Genomic DNA, 23014 nt, shown 5'->3' on the forward strand with positions numbered 1-23014 from the left:
TTCTCTAACCTTTCGAATTATTTCATGTCATCTGTAGCAGCATACTTATTATTAAAGTGCATCATCTCCAGCGAGCTGAATCTTACCATCTGCAACTTCATTCATAAATTGCTGATAGTCATTTAGATTACGTTCTGCATATTCTTCTGCATACGTTTGTAATCCTTCTACTATCGTATTACCTTCGCCAAGATATCCCATAAGTACATCTGCATTTCCAGATTTAGCGTGGGCATGAGCTAAGGCTAAACCACAACTTTCGGCATACTCATAGAAATACTCATCATCCATGTCACTAAGATCAACCGAAATTTTCATATCACGTAACTGACGTACATGAAAATGTTGAGTCGATATTGAAGAGAACCCAAGAAATATATCACTTGCAGCTTGCATGAGCTGCTGACCATGCACTACACGCTCACCTTCGTGATTTACCTTGTCTACAAATAACGGGCTGAGAATTGATGGATTCGCTTCTTTCATTTGTAAAATTAACGGTTCTCGATCTGCATCCTGAAATAATGCAATCGCGGATCGTGTACCAACACTTCCGACACCCACCACTTTCAAAGCTACATCTGTACGTTGATAACGATCAAAAAGCACTTGGCGATCATATTTCAAAGAATTACGGTATTGTTGAAAGAATACATCAACATCTTTACCAAATGGCTCATTTGCACTTGGATGCCATAATAACGGCGCATCATCCACAAAATGACGAAATTCTGTATCTTGATCTTGCTGCGTAAGCTTCGGCAAAACAGAGTACGCCGTTCTTTTCTGTGCTGAATCAAGATGCTTCTCGCGTTTCTTTCTTAGTTTTCGACACTCAGTATTTTCTAATAATGTACTGGCATCAACTTTTTCATACCAAACTTGGAGTGGTGAAAGTTCTGTAATTTCTAATAAGTGCTGACGATAACTATTCAGCATTATTTTAATTGCTTTTAACCCGACTTTCTCTGCAAGATGAATATCACGTGCCGCGATTACAAAACTGGTTGCTAAGCGCTTTACATCCCATTCAAATGGGGCAACTAAAGTTTCATCAAAATCATTAATTCCAAATAACAGGTTACGTTCGGGACTTGCAAAACCGCCAAAATTACTTAAATGACAATCCCCACAAATCTGTTGAAATAAGCCTGAATTTGCCTGCTCCCACGCTTGGTCAAATAGCATCAAAGAAGGCATGCCACGATAAAATGTAAATGGAGAAACACTCATCCGTTTTGCACGAATCGGCTTGAGCTTTTCTAAACGTCCTTGGTTACTCCAATCATAGACCGTTAAGGCAGTTGTACCTTTTGGTCGTTCAGAAAGCTTTGATAGCTGTTCACGTGGAACTTTTTTACGTTGAGCCTTACCTAATTTGAAACCTTCGCTTTTATTAAGTAATTTCCCCTGATAGCTATGACGTGTTAAATCAATACTTTCATCTTTCCAAAGTTGTTTTGGTAATTTAATTTGTGCTGTTTTTGACATTATTTCCTCATTTTTAAATTAAATTTTTTTATATTCTGAAATCTTTGCCAAGATAGAATTTATTTTATTAATCATAGCAATATCTGTTTTTAGCTAAGATTTATAAGAGATATTAAAAAATGATTTTAAATATAGTTAAGAGTTGGAAGACCTCAGAACTTTTCAAATTGTTCTTCCAACTCCACAATTTTAAATCGACCAGTCCTGAATATCCCACTTATGTTCTTGAGCCAGTTTTTCAAGACGATCATCGGGGTTTACTGCAATTGCATGCGTTGCATATTCAAGTAAAAAACGGTCATTAATTGAATCGGAATACGCCCAAGACTCAGACACGTTACGGCCTTCCAACCATGCATCTAGACGTGCAAGTTTGCCCTTTTGATAACACGCTAAACCAGCAACTTTACCCGTATATTTTCCGTCAGCCACTTCAGCATTGGTTGCTAAAATTTCGGTAATCCCAAATTCACGAAAAATCGGTGCAGTAATAAAATCACTTGTTGCCGTAATACCGACAATAGTATGGCCTAAATCTTGATGTTTTTTGATTGCATCAAAACCTTTTGGACGCATTTGCGGACGAATGACTTTTTGCATGAACAATTGGTGAAGCTCAGTTAAGTAGTCATTGTCATGCTGCGTTAAAAATCCAAAAACAAATTCATTATAAGCATATGGGTCAAGTTGGCCTGCTTTGTAATCTTCATAAAATTTATCATTCATCTGACGATGATGAACCGGATCAACCAAACCTTCATTGACTAAAAATTCACCCCAAGAATGGTCTGAATCGGTATTTAACAAGGTATGGTCTAAATCAAACAACGCCAGTTTCATGAAAATTCTCGTTTAAACTGAAATTTAAGAAAAAAAATGTAAATCTATCTCCGCTAGTTGATAGAAATTCGTTAAGATCGTAGCAATTTAAACATTTTACTTTGATCTTTTCGAGCTGGACATAAAAAAGTGTTTGTCCCCGCGATTAAAGTCAACGATATAGACAATATTTAGGTAGCCAAATGATCGATTCAGAAGGTTTCCGACCGAATGTCGGGATCATTTTGGCAAACGATGATGGACAGGTTTTATGGGCAAAACGCATTGGTCACAATGCTTGGCAATTTCCACAAGGAGGCATCCAGTTTGGAGAAACCCCTGAACAGGCACTTTTTCGAGAACTGAGAGAAGAAATCGGCTTATTGCCCGAACATGTCCAGATTATTGCGCAAACCAAAGGATGGCTGCGTTATCGTTTGCCACATCGGTACATTCGGTCAGACTCTGACCCCGTATGTATCGGACAGAAACAAAAATGGTTTTTACTGAAGTTAACTGCGCCTGCAAAAAATATTCAGTTAAACCTCTCCGACCCGCCCGAATTCGATGAATGGCAGTGGGTTAGCTATTGGTATCCTCTTGGACAAGTGGTGAACTTCAAGCGTGATGTTTATCGTAAAGCCATGGTGGAGTTGTGTACACAGTTGCCGATGCAACAATTACCCTAAAAATCATTTATCTAGCAAATGATTTTTATTAAAAGTGCTGTTATAAATACATTCATAGTCTAAAAAAATACTGGAGTATACATCCATGTCAAACATGCAACTCGACACTCTACGGCGCATTGTCCAAGAGGTTAATGCGTCCGTCAGTTTGCATGAATCATTAGACATCATGGTTAATCAGGTTGCTGAGGCCATGAAAGTGGATGTTTGCTCTATTTATTTACTCGATGAACGCAATCAGCGTTATGTATTAATGGCCTCTAAAGGCTTAAATCCAGAATCTGTAGGCCATGTTTCTTTGCAACTCGGTGAGGGCTTGGTTGGTCTGGTCGGGCAACGCGAAGAAATCGTTAACCTTGACAATGCGCCAAAACATGAGCGTTTCTTGTATTTACCTGAAACAGGCGAAGAAATTTATAACTCTTTCCTCGGCGTACCGGTCATGTATCGTCGTAAGGTTATGGGCGTTTTGGTTGTCCAAAACAAACTTCCTCAAGATTTTAGTGAAGCTGCCGAGTCCTTTTTAGTTACGCTGTGTGCTCAGCTTTCTGGCGTTATTGCTCATGCTCATGCAGTGGGTAATATTGACGTATTTCGTAAGCCGAGTAATGGACCTGCCTACAAAACCTTTCAAGGCGCTTCAGGTGCAGGCGGTGTTGCTTTAGGTCGCGCTATTATTTTATATCCGCCTGCCGATTTGGGTTCTGTACCTGATCGTGAAGCAGAAGATATTAGTGATGAACTTCGAATTTTAGATCAAGCCATTTCATCAGTACGTTCAGAGATTCGTTCTCTGGATGAAAAAATGCATGATTCACTCATGGCCGAAGAGCGCGCTTTATTTAGTGTTTTCTTAAGAATGCTAGATGAAAATGCATTGCCAGCAGAAATTAAAGAACTCATTCGTGATGGACATTGGGCACAAGGTGCAGTACGTCGTGTCATTGAAAAACATACTGCCCTATTTGCACAGATGGAAGATGACTATCTTCGTGAACGAGTTTCCGACCTTAAAGATTTAGGGCGACGTATTTTAGCCTCTTTGCAAGAAGAAGACTCTAGCCATCGTGACCTGAGCCCAGACAGTATTTTAATTGGTGAAGAAATTAGTACTGCGGCTCTCGTTGAGTTGCCAGTAGACAATATTGCAGCGATTGTGACATCCGAAGGTGCAGCCAACTCACATATGGTGATTGTTGCTCGTGCATTAGGTATTCCAACCGTAGTTGGTGTAACTGAACTGCCAGTGAACACACTTGATGATGCAGAAATGATTGTGGATGCCTATCAAGGCCGTGTTTTTGTAAACCCTCCACGTCGTTTACGCCAACGTTATAAAGAAATTCAAAAAGAAGATGAACAGATCGCAAAAGATCTCAAACAATACGAGACCAAAGAAGCGATTACGCCAGATGGTGTATCTGTTCAGCTTTATGTGAATACGGGTCTCATGATTGATGTCGTCCGCGGAGTACAACGTGGCGCGCAAGGTGTGGGTCTATACCGAAGCGAAATTCCATTCATGTTACGGGAACGTTTCCCAGGTGAAGAGGAACAACGCGCAATCTATCGTCAACAGTTGAGCCACTTTGCCAACAAACCTGTGGTGATGCGAACTCTCGATATTGGTGCCGATAAAGACTTACCGTATTTCAGTATCGAAGAAGAAAACTCGGCATTAGGGTGGCGTGGTATTCGTTTCACGCTTGACCATCCTGAGATTTTCTCGTCTCAAATTCGCGCCATGCTCAAAGCTAGTATTGGTCTAAATAATTTGCATATTTTATTGCCTATGGTGACTACAGTAAGTGAAGTCGAAGAAGTACTTTATTTACTTGAGCGTGACTGGATTGCGGTGCAAGAAGAAGAGCAAGTTAAAATTACCAAGCCTAAAATTGGAATTATGGTTGAGGTGCCGAGCGTATTGCTACAAATTGATGAGTTTGCTGAACTCGTCGATTTCTTCTCAGTCGGTTCAAACGACTTAACCCAATACTTACTCGCGGTTGATCGTAATAATCCACATGTAGCAAACGTTTACTCGCATTTCCACCCATCCATTTTACGTGCTTTATCTCGATTGGTTAAAGAATGCCATGATCACAAAAAACCAATCAGCATTTGTGGTGAAATGGCAGGTGATCCATTATCGGCAATTTTACTTATGGCGATGGGCTTTAATACCCTTTCGATGAGTTCGAGTAACATTTTGCGAGTACGAAAAGCAATTTGTCATGTCCCTATGACAGATGCACAAAAATTACTTGATGATGTTATGAAAATGAATAATCCACTCATTGTGAAAAGCTGGCTTGAGTACTATTTTAAAACTCACGGTTTAGCTGATATGGTGAAATCGAATCGAATCGTAAATGTTTAATATATAATAAAATAAAGGAGAGTAATGCTCTCCTTTATTCATTTAAGATCGCGTCTACTACAACTAAATATAAAAATTTCATCTCACTATTGCCGCCATCTTAATCTTTTAAATAAACATATAATCGGTTTTTTAAATCAATATTGACAGTTTAATCCATTTGAAAAATAAGACTCCTACTCCTAGTATATTTACAGAGCGTTATTAAAAGATCTTACGTTGTTCCAACAATTGAAGAGGTAATTCTATGCATCGTTATTTACAAGTTTCATCTTATTTTTCCTCTTGTTTTTTAACCTTCATGCAGTAAATTGGAGGAATAACAAGTAAAGGAATCTGATGCATTATTAAATAAAAATAATGGGCCGACATCTCAGTGAAAAGACTTTTAAACGGTTTCTCTCACCATTTGTTCTCCCATTTCTTTATTTAGTAAACATGAGTTTTTAAACCAGAAGTCCAGGAAAATGAGCCCTAACATTTTTACGAAGAGCTCAATAATTATTACCCAGAGAGAATATAACCATGTCAGACGAATCAAAATGCCCTTTTTCAGGCCATAAATCAAAACCAGAAGTAACGGTCGGTGGTGGCACGCCTAGTTTACACTGGTGGCCAAAACAACTACGCGTCGACCTACTCAATCAACATTCAGAACGCTCTAACCCACTCGGTAAAGAATTTAATTACCGTCAAGAATTTAAAAAACTCGACTACTACACCCTCAAAGCTGATATCAAAAATGTATTAACCGATTCTCAAGATTGGTGGCCAGCCGATTGGGGAAATTATACAGGCTTATTTATTCGATTAGCATGGCATGCTGCCGGTACATATCGTATGGGTGATGGCCGTGGTGGTGCTGGTCGTGGTCAACAACGTTTTGCGCCATTAAATAGTTGGCCTGACAATGCAAGCTTAGATAAAGCGCGCCGTTTATTATGGCCAGTTAAGCAAAAATACGGTCAAAAAATATCGTGGGCAGATTTATTTATTCTTGCTGGAAATATCGCACTTGAGTCTTCAGGTTTCCGCACATTCGGTTTTGGTGCAGGTCGTGAAGATGTTTGGGAACCAGACAACGATGTAAACTGGGGCGATGAAAAAGAATGGTTAGCTCATCGAAACTCTGAAGCACTGGAAGGTAGCAATTTAGCTGCAACCGAAATGGGTCTAATTTATGTAAACCCTGAAGGTCCACAAGCCAGCGGTGACCCTAAATCAGCTGCACCATTTATTCGCGCGACTTTCGGCAATATGGCAATGGATGATGAAGAAATTGTTGCCTTAATCGCAGGCGGTCATACTTTAGGTAAAACTCACGGCGCTGCCTCTGCTGACCATGTTCAGGCTGATCCTGAGGGAGCATCAATTGAACAAATGGGCTTTGGCTGGTCAAACAGTTTTGGCACTGGTGTGGGTAAAGATGCAATAACTTCAGGTTTAGAAGTAATTTGGTCGCAAACACCAACACAATGGAGCAACTACTTCTTTGAAAACCTATTCAAATACGAATGGGTACAAGAGCGTTCACCTGCTGGGGCAATTCAATGGGTGGCAGCAGATGCTGAGGCGATCATTCCAGATCCATTCGACCCATCAGTTAAACGTAAGCCAACAATGCTTACTACAGATTTGACCTTACGTTTTGATCCTGAGTTTGAAAAGATCTCTCGTCGTTTCCTTAACGATCCACAAGCCTTTGCCAATGCTTTTGCTCGCGCTTGGTTCAAGTTAACTCACCGTGATATGGGTCCAAAAGCACGTTATTTAGGTCCTGAGGTTCCGGCTGAAGATTTAATTTGGCAAGACCCATTACCTGCTGCTAGCGCTATACCGTCTACTGCTAGCATAGATGATGCAAAAGCAAAAATTGTTGCATTAGGACTATCTGCTGGTGAGCTAGTTTCCCTTGGTTGGGCTTCGGCATCCACGTTCCGTGGTGGAGACAAGCGTGGCGGTGCAAATGGTGCACGTATTGCTTTATCACCACAACGTGAATGGGACGTAAATAAAAAAGCAGTTGAGACTTTAACTAAAATTGAAGAACTCAAAGCATCTACTCAATTATCATTAGCTGATTTAATCGTGCTTGCAGGTAACGTTGGTGTAGAGCAAGCTGCTCAAGCGGCAGGTTTCAATATTAGCGTTCCATTTGCTCCTGGTCGTGTTGATGCATTACAAAGTCAAACTGATGTCGAATCTTTCCAATTACTCCTTGGCCTTGCCGATGGTTTTAGAAACTGGAAAAAAGAGGGTGTCAGCGCAACAACTGAAGCATTATTAATTGATAAAGCACAACAACTGACTTTGACTGCACCAGAGTTAACTGCATTGATTGGTGGCTTACGTGTACTGGGCACCAACTGGGATGGCTCACAACACGGCGTATTCACTCAGCAAGTTGGTGTACTCAGCACTGACTTCTTTACGAATTTACTCGACATGTCTACTGTATGGGCACCTGTTGACTCAACAAGCGAAGTCTTTGAAGGCAAAGACCGTAAAACCGGCACAGTAAAATTTACCGCAACACGTAATGATTTAGTTTTCGGTTCAAACTCAATCTTACGTGCGTTGGCCGAAGTCTATGCTCAGGCAGATGGTAAAGAAAAATTTGTTCAAGACTTTGTCGCAGCATGGACTAAAGTGATGAATCTTGATCGTTTTGACTTAGCTTAATTAAAGTCAAAATAATAAAAGCCAGTTCAATTTGAACTGGCTTTTTAATATAAAGTAACCAGGTTTTACACAGTCAATTTATGCCCTTCCCGAATGCAATAAAAGGGATTAGCAAGCTTTGATGAAGCTTTAATTGCTTGAGCTAAAGCATGTTCCGGGTCTTCTCGATCTTCATCAGTTAACTGAAAAGTTCGATAATGAATTGCAAGAGAACGATGAGCTTGTAAATCTAAATGAGCATGAACAGCATCTTGAGGATTCATATGAACATAGCTCATTAACTTACGAGGTTCATAAGCACCGATTGGAAGCAAGGCAACACGCGGTGCGCCATAACGTGCATGAATTTGCTTAAAATGGCCTGCATAACCGGTATCACCAGCAAAGAAACAATGACCAGTTTTAGCTACAACCGAAAAGCCTCCCCAGAGTGCTTTATTTTGATCACGTAGACCACGTCCTGAGCCATGCTGTGCAGGTGTATAGATTATTCTTAATTCGTGATAGGGAATTTCTTGCCACCAATCCATTTCAATCACATGAAAATCTTTAGGTAGATAAAATCCATTTCCAAGGCCTGTATAAATAGGCATAGCGAATTTTTTATGCAGCCACTCAAGTGTAGCTAAATCCATATGATCATAATGATTATGGCTGAGTAGAACTCCATGTATGGTCGGCAATTGTTCTAAAGCAAAACCCGCTGGACACACACGGCGTGGCCCACGTCCATGTGAAGGACTTGCATAATCACACCATACTGGGTCAGTAATAAAGTTATAAGGCCCGATCTGAACTAATACTGTTGCATGCCCAACAAACCAAACTTGCCAATCATCTAAGTCTGCATGCGGCCGGTTTTGAGGCAAAGCAATTGGCGTATTAACACGTGCTTCATATTCATTTTGAATATCCACTTTCCACGTGAAAGACTCACGTGTAACTAACCAACGTAATAGCTCTTTTGAGCCTCTAGCTGGTAATTTAGGCTGCTGGTTATAAAACCGCGTATCTGATTCACGCCCTGACTCGGGATGATAAAAAGGAGGTTTTATCCATGTATGCGTCCAACAGGACTGAGTCGGCAATTGATATGTTAATGTCGGCTTGTCTTTCATGGGCTTTTCTATGTTTTAGCAGCAGCAGAATGGATGTGTTCAGGTTTCTATCTTAACGATTAAAACAAATTAAGCTATGGTACTTACACTTATTTATCATATAAATATCCCTTTTATCGTAGTCATAGCCAACATAAGTTGAACTAGAGTGCCATAAAAAACACATAGATGTGTTGGGTTTATGCTTCGATAATTACTATTCTTATTAAGATATCTTGTACAACATAACAGTATAAATCACCTAAAGTCATCATAGATCTGCTCTGTTTTACTTTCATAGTCCACAATTTTCCAATTTAAAATATTTTGACAACCTATAGCACAAAATATTTAGCAACACTTACAGCCAGTGAATTCCCAATGAAACATATTTCATAATTTTAATTTATTATTCTTTATTTTTGCATAATATGAGAATTAATTGTATGAATATTTAAAACGTTTAATTTTTTCTTTGATTAAGTAAAAAAATTGTATTCATGATTGAATAATTAATATAATTTATGAATTATTTAAACTTATATTCCTATATTAATTATCTAATGAAAATTAAAATTCCATTTATTTTATAAATACCTAAATCACCTTCACGCTATATCTATTTATGCTTTATACTTCACTTAAATCATAGTAAGACATTTTTTGGATTAGTCTTATGGAACTACGCCATCTCCGATATTTCATTACCGTTGCTGAAGAATTAAATTTTAGTAAAGCCGCTCTTAAACTTTTTACTGCACAACCTTCTCTTAGCCAACAAATTAAAGATTTAGAAGAAGATGTTGGCGTACGCCTTTTAAATCGTACAAAACGTAAAGTTGAGTTAACAGAAGAGGGAGAAGTATTTTTAGAACATGCTCGGCTCACTCTTGCTCAAGCTGAAAAAGCGGTCGCTATGGCACGACAGGTTTCTAAAGCTAAACAGCAATTGTTACGTATCGGTTTCGTGCCCATTGCAGAAATGAAGATTTTTCCTTACGTTCTTCCCAATCTTCGAATACAACATCCCGACCTCACCATTGAGTTATCTAATCTGAATAATACCGAACAGCTTAAAGCCTTAAAAAAAGGAGAGCTGGACATTACATTTACCCGTGAAAATACAAATAATGATGAAATTCAAAGTCAATTTGTTTTGACTGAGCCCTTGATTTTCCTACTTCCTAAGAGCCACCCACTTGCTCAGTATGATCGAATTCCTGTTCATGCCTTACAAGGAATTGATTTCATTATTCCAGCTGCTGAGCAATCACAAACATTACATAATACTATTTTAGACTTCGCTAGAACTCATAATATCGAACTGAATATTGTTCAAAAAGCAGACAGCATGCTGTTTAATATTAACTCTCTTGGCTCTGGCTTAGGGTGTACAATTTTACCTGCCTACGTGGCTCCATTAGGAATCAAAAATACAATTGTTCGCCCACTTGATGTCGACTTACCAACGATTGATTTATTCGTAAATTACCGTAGAAACTCACAGTCTTTAGGCGTTCAAAAATTCATTGACCAGCTCACCAAAGTATTTCATTTAGACAAAAACTTAAGCCACGCTTAATTATCAAAAATGATTTTATTATTAAACACATGATTAATAAGATTATCTATATAAAAAAGTATAAATAAATATTCTTTATATTTATTTATACTTTTCATAACTAGTTTAATTCACAATATTGTTCTATGTTCCCTAGTAGGCACTTTAAATATCTCATGGATATAAATAAAAAAACCGCAATAAAATCCATATAAAACCAGATATTATTTTCACCATTTAATAAAAAATAATATATTTACCCTGTAATAAAGGAGATTAGAAAAATGACTGGATTATTTCAACACCTTGGACGTAGTGTACTAAACCGTCCTCATTTCTTTATCGCCTTATTTATAGGAATTGTCACCGCTATTATTTTGACATGGTTAACTTCATGGAAATGGTCAACTATATTATTAGTCAGTTGGAATGCTTCGGTTAGCATATATTTACTCCATGTTTGGCAACTCATGAAAAGTGCCGATCATTCACAAATGCAACAGCAAGCTAAAAAACAAGATGAAAGCAAATGGGTCATTATGCTGATTGTTTTACTAGCCTTAACCATGTCTCTGGTTGCTATTCTGATTCAACTGTCACAGCTTCCTTCAGAAAGTTCTGCTAAGTTAGGCCATGTAGCCTTAGCTTTGCTGACGATTGTTTCTGCATGGCTTTTTATGCATACCGTTTTTGCTCTACATTATGCCCATGATTTTTATATGGCCTTATCTAGAAATGAGGAAAATGGAGGATTAGATTTCCCAGGGACAAAACAACCAACTTATCCTGACTTTCTATATTTTAGTTATATTATTGGGACTTCTGCGCAAACTGCCGATGTGTCAATTACCACCAAGCATATGCGCCTTTTAAACTTATTTCACGCAGTGTTGTCTTTTGGGTTTAATACCACCATTTTGGCGATCTGTATTAACGTTGCTGCTGGCTTTCTTACTAACTAAAGCGACGTATTTAGAAAATAAAAAAAGCCACCCATTTGGATGGCTTTTAAGAATATTAAGTTTACAACAGTTGCCCCATCGTACTTTGTTTTAAGCCTTCGCGCTGTTTAATCGCATCAATATAACGTTCAATGGCTGGGTGTGATTCAATTGTTTTCATTTTTAATTGCCATAAAAGCATTGCTCCAACACTTACATCAGCTGCAGTAAATTGCTCACCACATACATACGGATTTGCTTCACTCAATCCTTGAACTAAAGCTTGATAAGCATCATTGTAATCGCCATAGCCAACAAACATCTTTTGCTCAGGTGATACTTCTATTCCTAAAGCTTTATCAACACCTGCAGCCTCCCAAGGACCCGCCATCACAAATAACCAACGATAGTACAAACCACGTTTCGGATCATCTAAAGCAGGAGCCAAACCTTTCTCAAAAAACTTATCAGCCAAATAAGCACAGATTGCACCCAACTCATAAATCACGACATCGCCATCTACCAATACCGGCACTTTTCCAAAAGGATTAATTTTTAAATATTCAGGTGATTTCATTTCGGTCTTGTATGCGACTTCAATTCGTTCACATTCAACACCTAACTCGACCAAAAGCCAGTCAATAACAACACCACGTGACTCTTTGTTAGTATAAAGTTTAAGGCTCATTCTTATTGCTCCTTGTTTATCGTAGTTCCTAGTGTACAAATAACTTTTGTCAGTTTTTGTCAGTAGCCTTTTGCATTTCCTGTTTCCACCACTTTTGGAACAGAAGCTTTTTAAATTCGGGATATATATCTTGGCTAATATGAAGCTGATGGATACGATCTATTCGAAAGTGGCGAAATGCCTGACGCAATTCACACCAAGCAGCCAGTACTACTTTGTCGTTTAAATATCCTAAAGCAAAAGGCCAAAGTGAACGTTCACTTAACCGTTTTTGTTCATCGCAATAATCTATTTTTATTTTTACTTGATTACGAATGGCTATACGCACCTGCTCCACCAGAGCCGCATCAACTGGATGCCAATAATGTGCAACACCCAAGGTCATATCATCGAGTAGATGTTTTCGATGTTTAGGCAAAACCGCATAAAGTTTTGAATAAATTGAAACTGCAGCAGATTTTAATGACTGATCAGGAACATCTTTCAACCATTCTAAAGCTAAAAATAAAGCTTCAGCTTCGTCTTCATTGAATATCACTGGGGGTAATAAAATATCTTCTTTGAGCTGAAAACCCAGACCTGCTGAGGCATCGATTCTTACACCTTGCTCACGCAAGCTATCAATATCTCGATAGATACTTCGAACACTAATGTTTAGGCGTTCAGCTAAGACTTGTGCAGTAACTGGATAACGAGCTTCGCGGAGTTGTTGTAAAAGATTTAATAGGCGAATTGAACGGCTCATTTTTCTCTTCTTATTGTTTTGTTATTTAATTTAAAGAAGAGGGAATAAATCCCTCTTCTCTATCATTCTAAACTACGCTACATCGACAGTAGATAATTGAGCGTATCCTCTCAAAAAGCTGTGAAGCTCTTGTACATCTTTAGCAATCGTTAAAGGTTGGAACTTTTGCAGAACTTCAACGGAATGCACGCCATAACCGACACCAATACGTGGCATACCTAAACGCTGTGCCATCTCAAGGTCATAGCTACTATCACCAATCATGACTGCTTGCTCAACATTCACCCCAGTGACTGTTAATATTTCTTGCAACATGAGCGGGTCTGGTTTTGAACGCGTCTCGTTGGCAGCCCGAGTTACATCAAAAAGATGAGTACTCTGTGTTTTTGCGATTACACGGTCTAACCCTCGACGGTTTTTACCCGTCGCTACGGCAAGTTTTAAACCTTGGGCTTTTAAATCATGGAGTAGTTCAGAAATACCCTCAAACCATGCATCACTAGTCGAGTTCGCGATATAGTGATCGCCATATGCTTTTAAGATCGAGTCATGCAATTCTGGCGCCTCTGGAAATAATGTCTGCATAACCTCAGGCAAGCCTAACCCAATAATACTTTTTGCGGCTTCATCGCTTAGAGGCAATTCATGTTGCTCTGCTGCATGTTGTAAGCTCGCAACAATCTGACCAACAGAGTTATATAAAGTTCCATCCCAGTCAAAAATTACTAATTCGGTTTTCAGACTCATTTTCCTACTCTCAAAGCCTTTAATAACTGGGTCATGTCTTCTGGTAACGGCGCTTCAATCGGTGGATAACCCGGAATATCTAAACGCATCGCGTGTAAACATAAACGTCGTGCCTGCGGACCTGCGTACTCAGTGGTATGTCCATATTTATCATCACCCAACAACGGATGTCCAATACTTAAACCATGTACACGAATTTGATGAGTACGGCCTGATAAAGGTGATGCATGAACTAAAGTGGCATTTTTAAAACGCTCTGCAACCACCCATTCGGTTTTACTCGGTTTACCTTCTTTAGACACACGTACACGACGCTCGCCATTGGCTAACTCATAACGAAATAAAGGAGCATCAATGAGTTGTTTATCGAGACTCACCTGACCTTTTACAATTGCCGCATAAGTCTTACGAATTTTGTGCTCACGCAACATATCTTGTAGCAGCTTTAAAGTACTACGTTTCTTGCTAATCATGACCAGCCCAGAGGTGTCACGGTCGATGCGGTGAATTAGTTCTAAATATTTTTTACCTGTCGCGGCGCGTAAAGCCTCAATCAAACCATACGCCACACCACTACCGCCATGTACAGCAATACCTGATGGTTTATTGATGACTAACAGTCCTTCATCTTCATAGACCACACGGCTGAGTAGGCTCTGTGCTACACTATCACTCACAGGAGCAGCGGTTTCATCCTTTTGTTCATAGCGAATAGGTGCAACACGAATCTGATCTCCAATCTCTAATTTGGTCTCAGCTTTAATACGTTTTTTGTTTACTCGAACCTGACCTTCACGAATCAAACGATAAATACGACTCTTAGGTACACCCTTTAAACGCGAAAACAGGAAATTATCAATTCGCTGTCCTGCTTGATGTTCATCCACCTCAAACCAAGTGACACTTTGCCATTGCTGTGTAGAATTCATACTAATATTTAAACCTGAAATTTTGCTAAATTTGATTAATAAATGACCGATTAGCTTAGTTTTTTCACAAGAAATCTAAGCTTAGCCCATAGGCAGATGCTGCAAGGTTTGATATAGTCAGCGCACGGATACCGCCGTAAGTGAACATCTAATAGGGAATTTCCCTGATTGAAACCTCAATCAAAATGATGCTTTCATCACCAGCTCGGATTGGTCCTAAAGAATTATGCCGACGCCGAAGGCTTATTATATCGGCAAAATGACAAACTGTTGCGTTTAATTCAGTTTGTTCAAAAAAATATGTTACCAACTCTAGTTGGTTATGGAACGTAAACTGATACACATCAGACAAATCGCTCCTTAATGTTGCCTTCAGGCTAAAGCGTTGATGCATTGGAACTGCCGAAAGCACCGATACGATGAGCATTCCGTATCAAACTTCCAAAAAGAAGTCACTTCGCGCCCAATGACAGTGAAAGTCATTAACCAATGCACCGCTCACCCGCCAGTGAAGCACTAAGGAAGTCCGATTTAAAGGTTGAAGCAGTATTGCCTACATCACAGACGAGAATCGAAGCTAAGGCTAAATGTAGCCGGTAACAGATGACTCAGACCACAAATATTTTGAGATCTGGGAAATGATCCGTCATGTTCGATGTTCGTTCAGAACCTTTAAGTTTGTGCGATATGTTTGTGTGGGTCACTATTAGGTGTCACACCCATGAAACGTATGTTGATTAATGCAACTCACGCAGAAGAAGTCCGCGTTGCACTTATCACTGGTAATCGTCTTTACGATTTTGATTTAGAGAATCGTACCCGAGAACAGAAAAAATCCAATATCTATAAAGGCCATGTAACCCGCGTAGAACCATCTTTAGAAGCTGTTTTTGTTGAATACGGCGCAGGCCGTCAAGGCTTCTTGTCTATGCGCGAAATTGCTAACAGTTATTTCCAAGCAGACCCACGACAAACTTCAAACATTCGTGAACTTATCACTGAAGGTACTGAATTACTTGTTCAAGTCGAAAAAGAAGAACGTGGCAATAAAGGTGCAGCCCTTTCTACCTTTATTTCACTTGCAGGACGTTATTTGGTTCTTATGCCAAACAACCCGAAAGGCGGCGGTATTAGTCGTCAAATTTCAGGTTCTGTACGTGAAGAATTAAAAGAAATTCTAGCTTCTTTAAATTTACCACGTGGTATGAGCGTTATTGTACGTACCGCTGGTATTGGCCGTACCCAAGAAGAATTACAGTTAGACTTACAGCATTTGCTTGACCTTTGGGCACAAATCCAAGGCACAGCGAGCTCTGGCCCTTCTCCAATGCTAGTTCATCAAGAAGCTGGTGTTGTTACTCGTGCTATCCGCGATTATTTACGTGATGATGTTGCAGAAATTTTAATTGATAGCGAACAGGCTTATAACGAAGCTTATAACTTTGTCAAAGCAGTGATGCCACGTCAATTAGACAAACTTAAAACTTATACTTTAAACGAGCCATTGTTTGCTCATTTTGGTATTGAAAGTCAAATTCAAACTGCTTATGAACGTGAAGTAAAACTTCCTTCTGGCGGTTCAATTGTGATTGACCAGACTGAAGCTTTAGTTTCAATCGATATTAACTCTGCGAAATCGACTCGTGGACATGACGTTGAAGAAACTGCGCTGAATACTAACTTAGAAGCAGCAGAAGAAATTGCTCGCCAACTTCGTCTTCGTGACATTGGTGGTTTAGTTGTAATCGACTTCATCGATATGACTAAAGAGCGCAACCAACGTATGGTTGAAGCAAAACTTCGTGAAGCGACTCAAAGCGATCGCGCACGTATTCAGTTTGGCCAACTTTCTCGTTTTGGCTTAATGGAAATGAGCCGTCAACGCTTACGTCCATCTCTTGAAGAAGCAACAGGTTATGTGTGCCCACGCTGTCATGGTACAGGCATGGTTCGTGACTTACGCTCACTTTCGCTTTCTATTATGCGTAAAGTAGAAGAGATCGCGCTTCGTGAACGTCATGGTGAAGTACAGGTAGAAGTACCTGTTGAAATTGCAGCATTCTTACTCAATGAAAAACGTCATAGTCTTGTTTATTTAGAACAAACTTCTAGTGTTCGTGTAACTGTTTTGCCTCACCCGCACTTAGAAACCCCTCACTACGAAATTCAGTACAATCCAGATGGATTTGCACCATCTAGCTACGAACGTACTGAAGCAACTCGTTCAAGTGAAAAAGAGTTAGGTTATGAATCTTCTGAATGGCATTTAGAAGAAGCTGATCATGGCCATACTCATGCTACTCCTGCTGCCAATAACGCAGCTAATCAAAAGAAAGCAAATCAAGCGGCTCAACCTGCTGCTCAGGCAAGCGCTCAAAAAGCAGCAAGCCCTTGTGCATGGTTAGAAAACCTTTTTGTTCAAAAACAAGCTCAAACAGTTGATCAATCTCGCTCAGCACAAAATGCTGCTGCCGCAATTGAACAAATGGTGAATACTGGCGCTGTTAGCCGTGGGCAGTTTGGACAAGTTGTAGCACCAGCAGTTGCTGAAGTTACTTCGGCTCCATCTAACAATGCTTATATTTCTCAATCTCCTGTTAAGCAGGAAGCACGTGAGAATGTTGAAAAAGACGATAAAGTACAACAGCAACGTCCAAACAACAAAAAACGTAAGCACAAAGAGCAACGTGAACAACATCAGCACCACCACAATCAAGAACCACAGCAACAACAGGTTCATGAAGAGGTTGTACAGTTATCACGTCAAGAGCAACGTGAATTAAAACGTCAACAAAAGCGTCAACAGCAAGATCAGCCGCATGCGCAACATCAAAATGATGGGCAACAAGCTGAACATGCTGTACCACGTCGTGACCGTAATAATCAACAACGTCCAAACCGCCCGAATCGCCACCGCGATCCAAGCGTATTAAATGAAAATCAAAATACGCCGGCACCAGCAGTTGTTGATGAAAAACAAGTTAAGGTTGATTTGATTGATGCTCCACAGCATGAAGTCATGAATACAGCCTTAGTCATCAATGTTGATCAAGCACAAAGCGAAATTATTGCTTTAACGCCTGAGCAACCTGTTGAACGTACTGAAAAAGCACCTGTTGTTGAAGCTACTCAAGAACCAGCTCCAGCACCAGTTGTGGCAGTGGAAGAGACAGTAACTGCTGAAGCAGAAGCTCCTCAACCAAAAGCTGAGAAAACTCAACCGCAAGTTCAACGTGCAAGTAATGATCCTCGTATGCGTCGCCGTGAACAACGCAATGCAAAACGTGCTAAAGCTGCTGCACCATCAATTGCCCCATCGCAAATTCCAACGTTGGCGCAATATACAATTGGCAGCTTGATCCGTCATATTTACGGTGAAGACTGCACAGTACTGATTGAACAGTTTGGTTTAGTTCCAACATTCAATCGTGCATTGCAGAAATTTGCAGAGCAATACGCAAGTACGCTAGTGACTGAAGTCGCAGCTGAAGCTGAAGACAAAAAGCCTGTTACTCGTGATGCTGAGCTTCCAAGTAATAAGCCTTCACAAGAAGCAGAACCTGCGCCAGTACTTCCGTTGACGCCACCGAAAGAAGCGACACCACGTGTTGCTAATGATCCGCGTGAACGCCGTCGTTTAGCGAAACTTGCAGCTGAACAAGCTTTTGAGCAAGTTAAACAACAACATTCTGCACCAGAAGAAGCTGCCCCTGTAGCTGAGACTGTAGAAGAAGCCGTTGTTGCTCCTACTGCTGAAACACAAGCACCTGTTGAATCAAAACAACAACCGCTTGAGCTTGATCAGCAAGTTGAAGTAGTAGCTAATGTAGAAGAGACACCAGCTGAACCTGTAGTAGAAGCTCCGGTTGCAAAACAGCCAAAAGCAGCTGCAAAAGCCAAAGCAGCTACAGAACAAGCTGTAGAGCCAACTGAAGCCCCTGCCGAGAGTGAATCAGAAGATTCTAAAGCGGATAAGGACAAACCAAGTCGTCCTCGTCGCCCTCGCGGTCGTCCACCAAAGAAAGCAAATCCTGTAGCTGAGTAAATCATTTGCTCAATTGCAGCTAATTTAAACAAACCTAGTCATTTCGATGACTAGGTTTTTTTTGTTATTTTTAGCCAATTAGGTTGATTGCACTAGAAGAAAAGTTTTAAAAGCATGGTGAACCATGAAAAATACTGTACTTTTGCCAACGCAACCTTTTTTGGATTGATCGAAAAATAAATAGGATTGATATGAGCCAGACAACACAGACCGATATCATTACGCTTGGGGATGTTGCCACCAGACTTCCTAGCTTCATTCCCAAAGTACCCCATATCCTGAATGGTCTTAAACAGGCTTATTTAAGAACAGCAAATACACCAACTGGATTAGGTGTAGCTTTTGAGAAAGCTGTTAAGCGGAATCCGAAAGGTATTGCTTTATTATTTGAAGATCAAAGTTACTCATACGAAGCTTTAAATGAATGGGCTAACCAGATTTCTCACTATTATTTATCTCTCGGCGCACGTAAAGGTGATGTGATTGCCGTAATGGTTGAGAACCGTTCTGAGCTTATTGCCACTATTGTGGGCTTAGCTAAAATTGGGGTAACGATTGCGCTTGTGAATACATCTCAAGTCGGTAAAGTCCTCGCTCATAGTATCAATCTTGTAAAACCAATTGCAGTCATTGCGGGCGAAGAAGTCCGTGCTGCAATCGATGAAATTCGTCAAGACTTAAATGTTCCTAAAGACCGTTTCCACTGGTTTGCAGATCAGGCTACTCATCAAGATGCCGGAACAGCACCTCAAGGTTATGCCAATCTTGCAATAGAAATTGATCAATTCCCGAAATTCAATCCATCGACCACACATTCTGTTCATGGAAATGATGGTCTGTTTTATATTTATACTTCGGGAACAACAGGCTTACCAAAAGCAGTTATTTTTAAACATAGTCGCTGGACACTGGCCTATGGTACTTACGGCCACATTTTAAACCTTGGCCCAGATGATGTGATGTATGTCACTTTGCCGCTATATCATGCAACAGGCGTAGTTGTTTGCTGGTGTGGTGTGATTGCAGGAAGCGCTACCCTTGCCATCCGACGTAAATATTCAACCAGTGCATTCTGGAAAGATGTTCAGAAGTTTAATGCGTCTGCAATCGGTTATGTAGGTGAACTTTGCCGTTACTTGATGGATGCTCCGACTACAGAGCTTGACCGTGCTCACCGTGTAACCAAAATGATTGGTAACGGCATGCGTCCAAACATCTGGGATAAATTCAAACAACGTTTTGGCGTTCAAGAAGTTCTTGAGCTTTATGCCTCAAGTGAAGGTAACGTTGGCTTTAGTAATATTTTCAACTTTGACAACACAGTAGGCTTCTCCCCTACACCATACGCAATTATTGAGTTTGATAAAGAGAAAAACGAACCGATACGCGATAAAAATGGCTGGTGTAAAAAAGTTAAAGCGGGTGAAGTCGGTTTATTGGTAGGTAAAATTACCAGTCGCTCTCCATTTGACGGCTATACCGACCCAGAAAAGAACAAATCTGTGATTATGCAAGATGTCTTCAAAAAGGGTGACTCATATTTCAACACAGGTGATCTTGTCCGTAATATTGGTTTCCGTCATGCCCAGTTTGTTGACCGCTTAGGTGATACCTTCCGCTGGAAAGGCGAAAATGTATCTACCACCGAAGTTGAAAACATGGTGTGTGAATATGACAAGATCGCTGAAGCTGTGGTTTACGGTGTAGAAATTCCAAATACCAATGGTCGTGCAGGTATGGCAGCAATCACACTTGCTGATGGTGCCGAGTTAAATGACACTGACTTAACAGAAATGGTGACTGTATTTAAAAAATGCTTACCTGCTTATGCGGTACCAGTGTTTTTACGTATACAAGCTAAAGTTGAAACCACAGGTACTTTTAAGTACCAAAAGAATAAATTGAAGGAAGATGCGTTTAATCCAAGCAAAACTTCTGAACGTTTACTCGCTTTATTGCCTGGTGCAAGCAGTTACTGTGACATCACAACTGAAATTTTTGACAACATTCAGGCATATAAATACCGTTTTTAGTTCATTTTTTAGCTAAACAAGAGGAAATCGTGCTTTTTATAGGCAATCATGCAAATGTTTTTAAATTTCCTCTTGTGTTAGTTGAATAACTTGCTAAAATACGCGACATCAAAACGATACGGGTCGTTAGCTCAGTTGGTAGAGCAGCGGACTTTTAATCCGTTGGTCCCGCGTTCGAGTCGCGGACGACCCACCACTTATCTGTTTTGAACCTATTTGGGTCGTTAGCTCAGTTGGTAGAGCAGCGGACTTTTAATCCGTTGGTCCCGCGTTCGAGTCGCGGACGACCCACCAAATTCTAAAAAGCCTCTAACTGCGAGAGGCTTTTTTTATTGTTATCTTATTTTAGTTTTATGACTAAAAGATGACGATGCACTTCTTATATAGAACATCCCTAGTCCATTCCATAAAGATTTCCAAACGTTTAGGAATATAACTTCTATTCGGATATAAAATATTAAGTGGAAGTGATTGAGCGGTATAGGCACTTAGTACTTCAACTAAAGTTCCCTGCTCGATTTTATCCTGAACATCGTAGTATGGAAGTTGAATAATTCCTAAACCTGCACTAGCTGCTGCAATATAGGCTTCCGTATTATTTACGCTTAAAGCACTATCCATCATCACAGCTCCATCTTGATATAAAAATACGCCCTGTTTTTCTCCTACTGCTCCCGCATAGTTAATAAGTTTGTGTTGAGATAGATCTTCTAATTGTTCAAGAATACCGTACTGTTCTAAATAGTCAGCACTTGCACAGTTCACCATAATCAAGTTACCAACAAATTTCGCGATTAAACTACTATTATCTAGCTGCCCCACCCGAACAACACAATCAATTCCTTTCTCGATTAAATCAGTAATGTCATCAGAGCTATGAAGTTGTAAATGGATATCTGGATAGCGACTATAAAAATCGGGAAGTTCAGGAATAATCACTTGATGCACGATTCGGCTGGGCATTGAAATTTTTAGCGTGCCACGATAATGCTGCTTTTGTGCCTGTATAAGCTGTTCGAGCTGTTCATAATCAAATAATAGATTTTGACACTCAGGTAATATTCGTTGTCCATCTTGAGTGAGGCTTACTTTGCGTGTAGTTCGATGAAATAAGCGTACTCCATAGTGAGTTTCCAGCTGTTGAATTGCGCTCGTTACTGTCGAGCGAGGTAAATCAAGCTGATTTGCCACTTCACTAAAGCTTTGTCGCTTAGCGACTTCTGTAAAAATAAAAAATTGCTGCAACCGATCCATTTAATTGTTCGTATTTTTTGAATAGTTAAACCAAACTAGCATAATTGATCAAAAATTATCGCCAATCTAGACTAAAAAAACATTAAAACAAGTCATCATAGGAACAACCATCATGGCAGCTCATACTCTTAAAGATAAAGTTGTATTGATTACAGGCGGCGCAAAAAACTTAGGTGGACTGATTAGCCGTAAATTTGCAGAACAAGGCGCAAGAATCGCGATTCACTACAATAGCGCTGAAACTCAAGCAGATGCTGAACAGACGCTCGCAGATGTAAGAGCATTCGGTGTAGATGCCGTTTTAATTCAGGCAGACCTAACGGATATTGATAATATCGAAAAGCTGTTCTTAGATACTAAACAGCATTTTGGTGGAATTAATATTGCGATCAATACAGTTGGAAAGGTTTTAAAGAAATCTTTTTTAGATACCACAGAACAAGAGTTTGATAGCATGAGCGATATCAACTCAAAAATTGCCTATTTCTTTATTCAATCGGCAGGTCGTCATTTAAATGACGGCGGCAAGATTTGTTCAATCGTGACTTCTCTTCTTGCAGCCTACACTGGACTCTATTCAACCTATGAAGGTTTAAAAGCACCTGTTGAGCATTACACACGTGCTGCATCAAAAGAATTTGGTGATCGCCAGATTTCCGTGACTGCGGTTGCACCAGGCCCAATGGATACACCTTTCTTTTATGGTCAGGAATCTGCCGAGGCAGTGGCTTACCACAAATCAGCCTCAGCTTTAGGTGGGCTTACCAAAATTGAAGATATTGAACCTCTAGTTCGATTTTTAGTGACCGATGGTTGGTGGATTACCGGTCAAACAATTTTTGCAAATGGTGGCTACACCACTCGCTAAAATCAAAAAAGCCGCATTTGATAATGCGGCTTTGACTTTGCTTTA

16 protein-coding genes and 2 tRNA genes are annotated in these 23014 nt (G+C 40.0%); 10 read left to right on the top strand and 8 right to left on the bottom strand.

Features of this window, described 5'->3' with window-relative positions:
• Window positions 1-51 precede the first annotated feature (51 nt).
• Together ACYU0V_RS16295 and ACYU0V_RS16300 are read right to left on the bottom strand one after the other, a co-directional pair.
• A complete protein-coding gene (locus ACYU0V_RS16295; RefSeq protein ID WP_461848257.1) occupies window positions 52-1491 on the bottom strand; it encodes a DUF2252 domain-containing protein in 1440 nt (479 codons plus the stop codon).
• Between the two features lie 189 nt (window positions 1492-1680).
• Window positions 1681-2331, bottom strand: a complete 651-nt coding sequence (locus tag ACYU0V_RS16300; protein ID WP_033849525.1) for an HAD family hydrolase — start codon at window positions 2329-2331, stop codon at window positions 1681-1683.
• Between the two features lie 182 nt (window positions 2332-2513).
• Between ACYU0V_RS16300 and ACYU0V_RS16305 the strand changes: the two genes are divergently transcribed.
• From ACYU0V_RS16305 to katG, 3 genes are all read left to right on the top strand, one after another.
• A complete protein-coding gene (locus tag ACYU0V_RS16305; protein WP_000567255.1) occupies window positions 2514-2999 on the top strand; it encodes an RNA pyrophosphohydrolase in 486 nt (161 codons plus the stop codon).
• An 85-nt stretch (window positions 3000-3084) separates the two neighbouring features.
• Window positions 3085-5379 carry a phosphoenolpyruvate--protein phosphotransferase gene (gene ptsP, locus ACYU0V_RS16310; protein WP_304594942.1) on the top strand — a complete coding sequence of 765 codons (2295 nt, stop codon included), beginning with the start codon at window positions 3085-3087 and terminating at the stop codon, window positions 5377-5379.
• Between the two features lie 525 nt (window positions 5380-5904).
• The gene (katG, locus tag ACYU0V_RS16315; protein ID WP_199113708.1) at window positions 5905-8061 is read left to right on the top strand and encodes a catalase/peroxidase HPI; all 2157 of its coding nucleotides are present in this window, start codon (window positions 5905-5907) and stop codon (window positions 8059-8061) included.
• A gap of 65 nt (window positions 8062-8126) precedes the next feature.
• Here the strand turns inward: katG and ACYU0V_RS16320 are convergent, their stop codons facing one another.
• Window positions 8127-9179, bottom strand: coding sequence for an MBL fold metallo-hydrolase (locus ACYU0V_RS16320; RefSeq protein ID WP_086265073.1), 1053 nt, complete (start codon window positions 9177-9179; stop codon window positions 8127-8129).
• Between the two features lie 655 nt (window positions 9180-9834).
• Here ACYU0V_RS16320 and hcaR point away from each other — a divergent pair.
• A complete protein-coding gene (gene hcaR, locus ACYU0V_RS16325) occupies window positions 9835-10740 on the top strand; it encodes a DNA-binding transcriptional regulator HcaR (RefSeq protein ID WP_461848260.1) in 906 nt (301 codons plus the stop codon).
• 263 nt (window positions 10741-11003) lie between these two features.
• On the top strand, window positions 11004-11681 hold the full coding sequence (locus ACYU0V_RS16330; RefSeq protein ID WP_461848261.1) for a DUF1345 domain-containing protein: 678 nt from the start codon (window positions 11004-11006) through the stop codon (window positions 11679-11681).
• A 61-nt stretch (window positions 11682-11742) separates the two neighbouring features.
• Here ACYU0V_RS16330 and ACYU0V_RS16335 read toward each other — a convergent pair whose 3' ends face one another.
• From ACYU0V_RS16335 to ACYU0V_RS16350, 4 genes are all read right to left on the bottom strand, one after another.
• Entirely contained in the window at window positions 11743-12348 is a 606-nt protein-coding gene (locus ACYU0V_RS16335) for a glutathione S-transferase family protein (RefSeq protein WP_086265076.1), read from the bottom strand.
• A gap of 49 nt (window positions 12349-12397) precedes the next feature.
• Window positions 12398-13093, bottom strand: coding sequence for a helix-turn-helix transcriptional regulator (locus ACYU0V_RS16340; RefSeq protein ID WP_461848263.1), 696 nt, complete (start codon window positions 13091-13093; stop codon window positions 12398-12400).
• Window positions 13094-13165: 72 nt separating this feature from the next.
• On the bottom strand, window positions 13166-13840 hold the full coding sequence (locus tag ACYU0V_RS16345; RefSeq protein WP_069141725.1) for an HAD-IA family hydrolase: 675 nt from the start codon (window positions 13838-13840) through the stop codon (window positions 13166-13168).
• The gene (locus ACYU0V_RS16350; protein WP_461848265.1) at window positions 13837-14769 is read right to left on the bottom strand and encodes an RluA family pseudouridine synthase; all 933 of its coding nucleotides are present in this window, start codon (window positions 14767-14769) and stop codon (window positions 13837-13839) included. Before ACYU0V_RS16350 ends, ACYU0V_RS16345 begins: the two co-directional genes overlap by 4 nt.
• Before the next feature lie 721 nt (window positions 14770-15490).
• Here ACYU0V_RS16350 and ACYU0V_RS16355 point away from each other — a divergent pair.
• The 4 genes from ACYU0V_RS16355 to ACYU0V_RS16370 all read left to right on the top strand — a co-directional run bounded on the left by ACYU0V_RS16355 (window position 15491) and on the right by ACYU0V_RS16370 (window position 21141).
• Complete coding sequence (locus tag ACYU0V_RS16355) at window positions 15491-18814, top strand: Rne/Rng family ribonuclease (protein WP_461848267.1); 3324 nt, start codon at window positions 15491-15493, stop codon at window positions 18812-18814.
• A gap of 191 nt (window positions 18815-19005) precedes the next feature.
• Window positions 19006-20847, top strand: coding sequence for a long-chain-acyl-CoA synthetase (locus tag ACYU0V_RS16360; protein WP_461848269.1), 1842 nt, complete (start codon window positions 19006-19008; stop codon window positions 20845-20847).
• Between the two features lie 120 nt (window positions 20848-20967).
• A tRNA-Lys gene (locus ACYU0V_RS16365) sits at window positions 20968-21043 on the top strand.
• Window positions 21044-21065: 22 nt separating this feature from the next.
• Window positions 21066-21141 (top strand) — tRNA-Lys (locus ACYU0V_RS16370).
• 63 nt (window positions 21142-21204) lie between these two features.
• Here ACYU0V_RS16370 and ACYU0V_RS16375 read toward each other — a convergent pair.
• Complete coding sequence (locus ACYU0V_RS16375) at window positions 21205-22101, bottom strand: LysR family transcriptional regulator (RefSeq protein ID WP_101664157.1); 897 nt, start codon at window positions 22099-22101, stop codon at window positions 21205-21207.
• 112 nt (window positions 22102-22213) lie between these two features.
• Between ACYU0V_RS16375 and ACYU0V_RS16380 the strand changes: the two genes are divergently transcribed.
• On the top strand, window positions 22214-22969 hold the full coding sequence (locus tag ACYU0V_RS16380) for an SDR family oxidoreductase (RefSeq protein WP_461848270.1): 756 nt from the start codon (window positions 22214-22216) through the stop codon (window positions 22967-22969).
• Window positions 22970-23014: the final 45 nt, after the last annotated feature.

Source organism: Acinetobacter sp. X9, from assembly GCF_054889255.1.

Excerpts from the sequence above, each read along its gene's own strand:
- ptsP (WP_304594942.1), top strand. The coding sequence starts at position 3,085 with ATGTCAAACATGCAACTCGACACTCTACGGCGCATTGTCCAAGAGGTT.
- ACYU0V_RS16355 (WP_461848267.1), top strand. The coding sequence starts at position 15,491 with ATGAAACGTATGTTGATTAATGCAACTCACGCAGAAGAAGTCCGCGTT.
- ACYU0V_RS16345 (WP_069141725.1), bottom strand. The coding sequence starts at position 13,840 with ATGAGTCTGAAAACCGAATTAGTAATTTTTGACTGGGATGGAACTTTA.
- ACYU0V_RS16335 (WP_086265076.1), bottom strand. The coding sequence starts at position 12,348 with ATGAGCCTTAAACTTTATACTAACAAAGAGTCACGTGGTGTTGTTATT.
- ACYU0V_RS16300 (WP_033849525.1), bottom strand. The coding sequence starts at position 2,331 with ATGAAACTGGCGTTGTTTGATTTAGACCATACCTTGTTAAATACCGAT.
- ACYU0V_RS16360 (WP_461848269.1), top strand. The coding sequence starts at position 19,006 with ATGAGCCAGACAACACAGACCGATATCATTACGCTTGGGGATGTTGCC.
- ACYU0V_RS16380 (WP_461848270.1), top strand. The coding sequence starts at position 22,214 with ATGGCAGCTCATACTCTTAAAGATAAAGTTGTATTGATTACAGGCGGC.
- katG (WP_199113708.1), top strand. The coding sequence starts at position 5,905 with ATGTCAGACGAATCAAAATGCCCTTTTTCAGGCCATAAATCAAAACCA.
- ACYU0V_RS16305 (WP_000567255.1), top strand. The coding sequence starts at position 2,514 with ATGATCGATTCAGAAGGTTTCCGACCGAATGTCGGGATCATTTTGGCA.
- ACYU0V_RS16375 (WP_101664157.1), bottom strand. The coding sequence starts at position 22,101 with ATGGATCGGTTGCAGCAATTTTTTATTTTTACAGAAGTCGCTAAGCGA.
- ACYU0V_RS16350 (WP_461848265.1), bottom strand. The coding sequence starts at position 14,769 with ATGAATTCTACACAGCAATGGCAAAGTGTCACTTGGTTTGAGGTGGAT.
- ACYU0V_RS16320 (WP_086265073.1), bottom strand. The coding sequence starts at position 9,179 with ATGAAAGACAAGCCGACATTAACATATCAATTGCCGACTCAGTCCTGT.
- ACYU0V_RS16330 (WP_461848261.1), top strand. The coding sequence starts at position 11,004 with ATGACTGGATTATTTCAACACCTTGGACGTAGTGTACTAAACCGTCCT.
- hcaR (WP_461848260.1), top strand. The coding sequence starts at position 9,835 with ATGGAACTACGCCATCTCCGATATTTCATTACCGTTGCTGAAGAATTA.
- ACYU0V_RS16340 (WP_461848263.1), bottom strand. The coding sequence starts at position 13,093 with ATGAGCCGTTCAATTCGCCTATTAAATCTTTTACAACAACTCCGCGAA.
- ACYU0V_RS16295 (WP_461848257.1), bottom strand. The coding sequence starts at position 1,491 with ATGTCAAAAACAGCACAAATTAAATTACCAAAACAACTTTGGAAAGAT.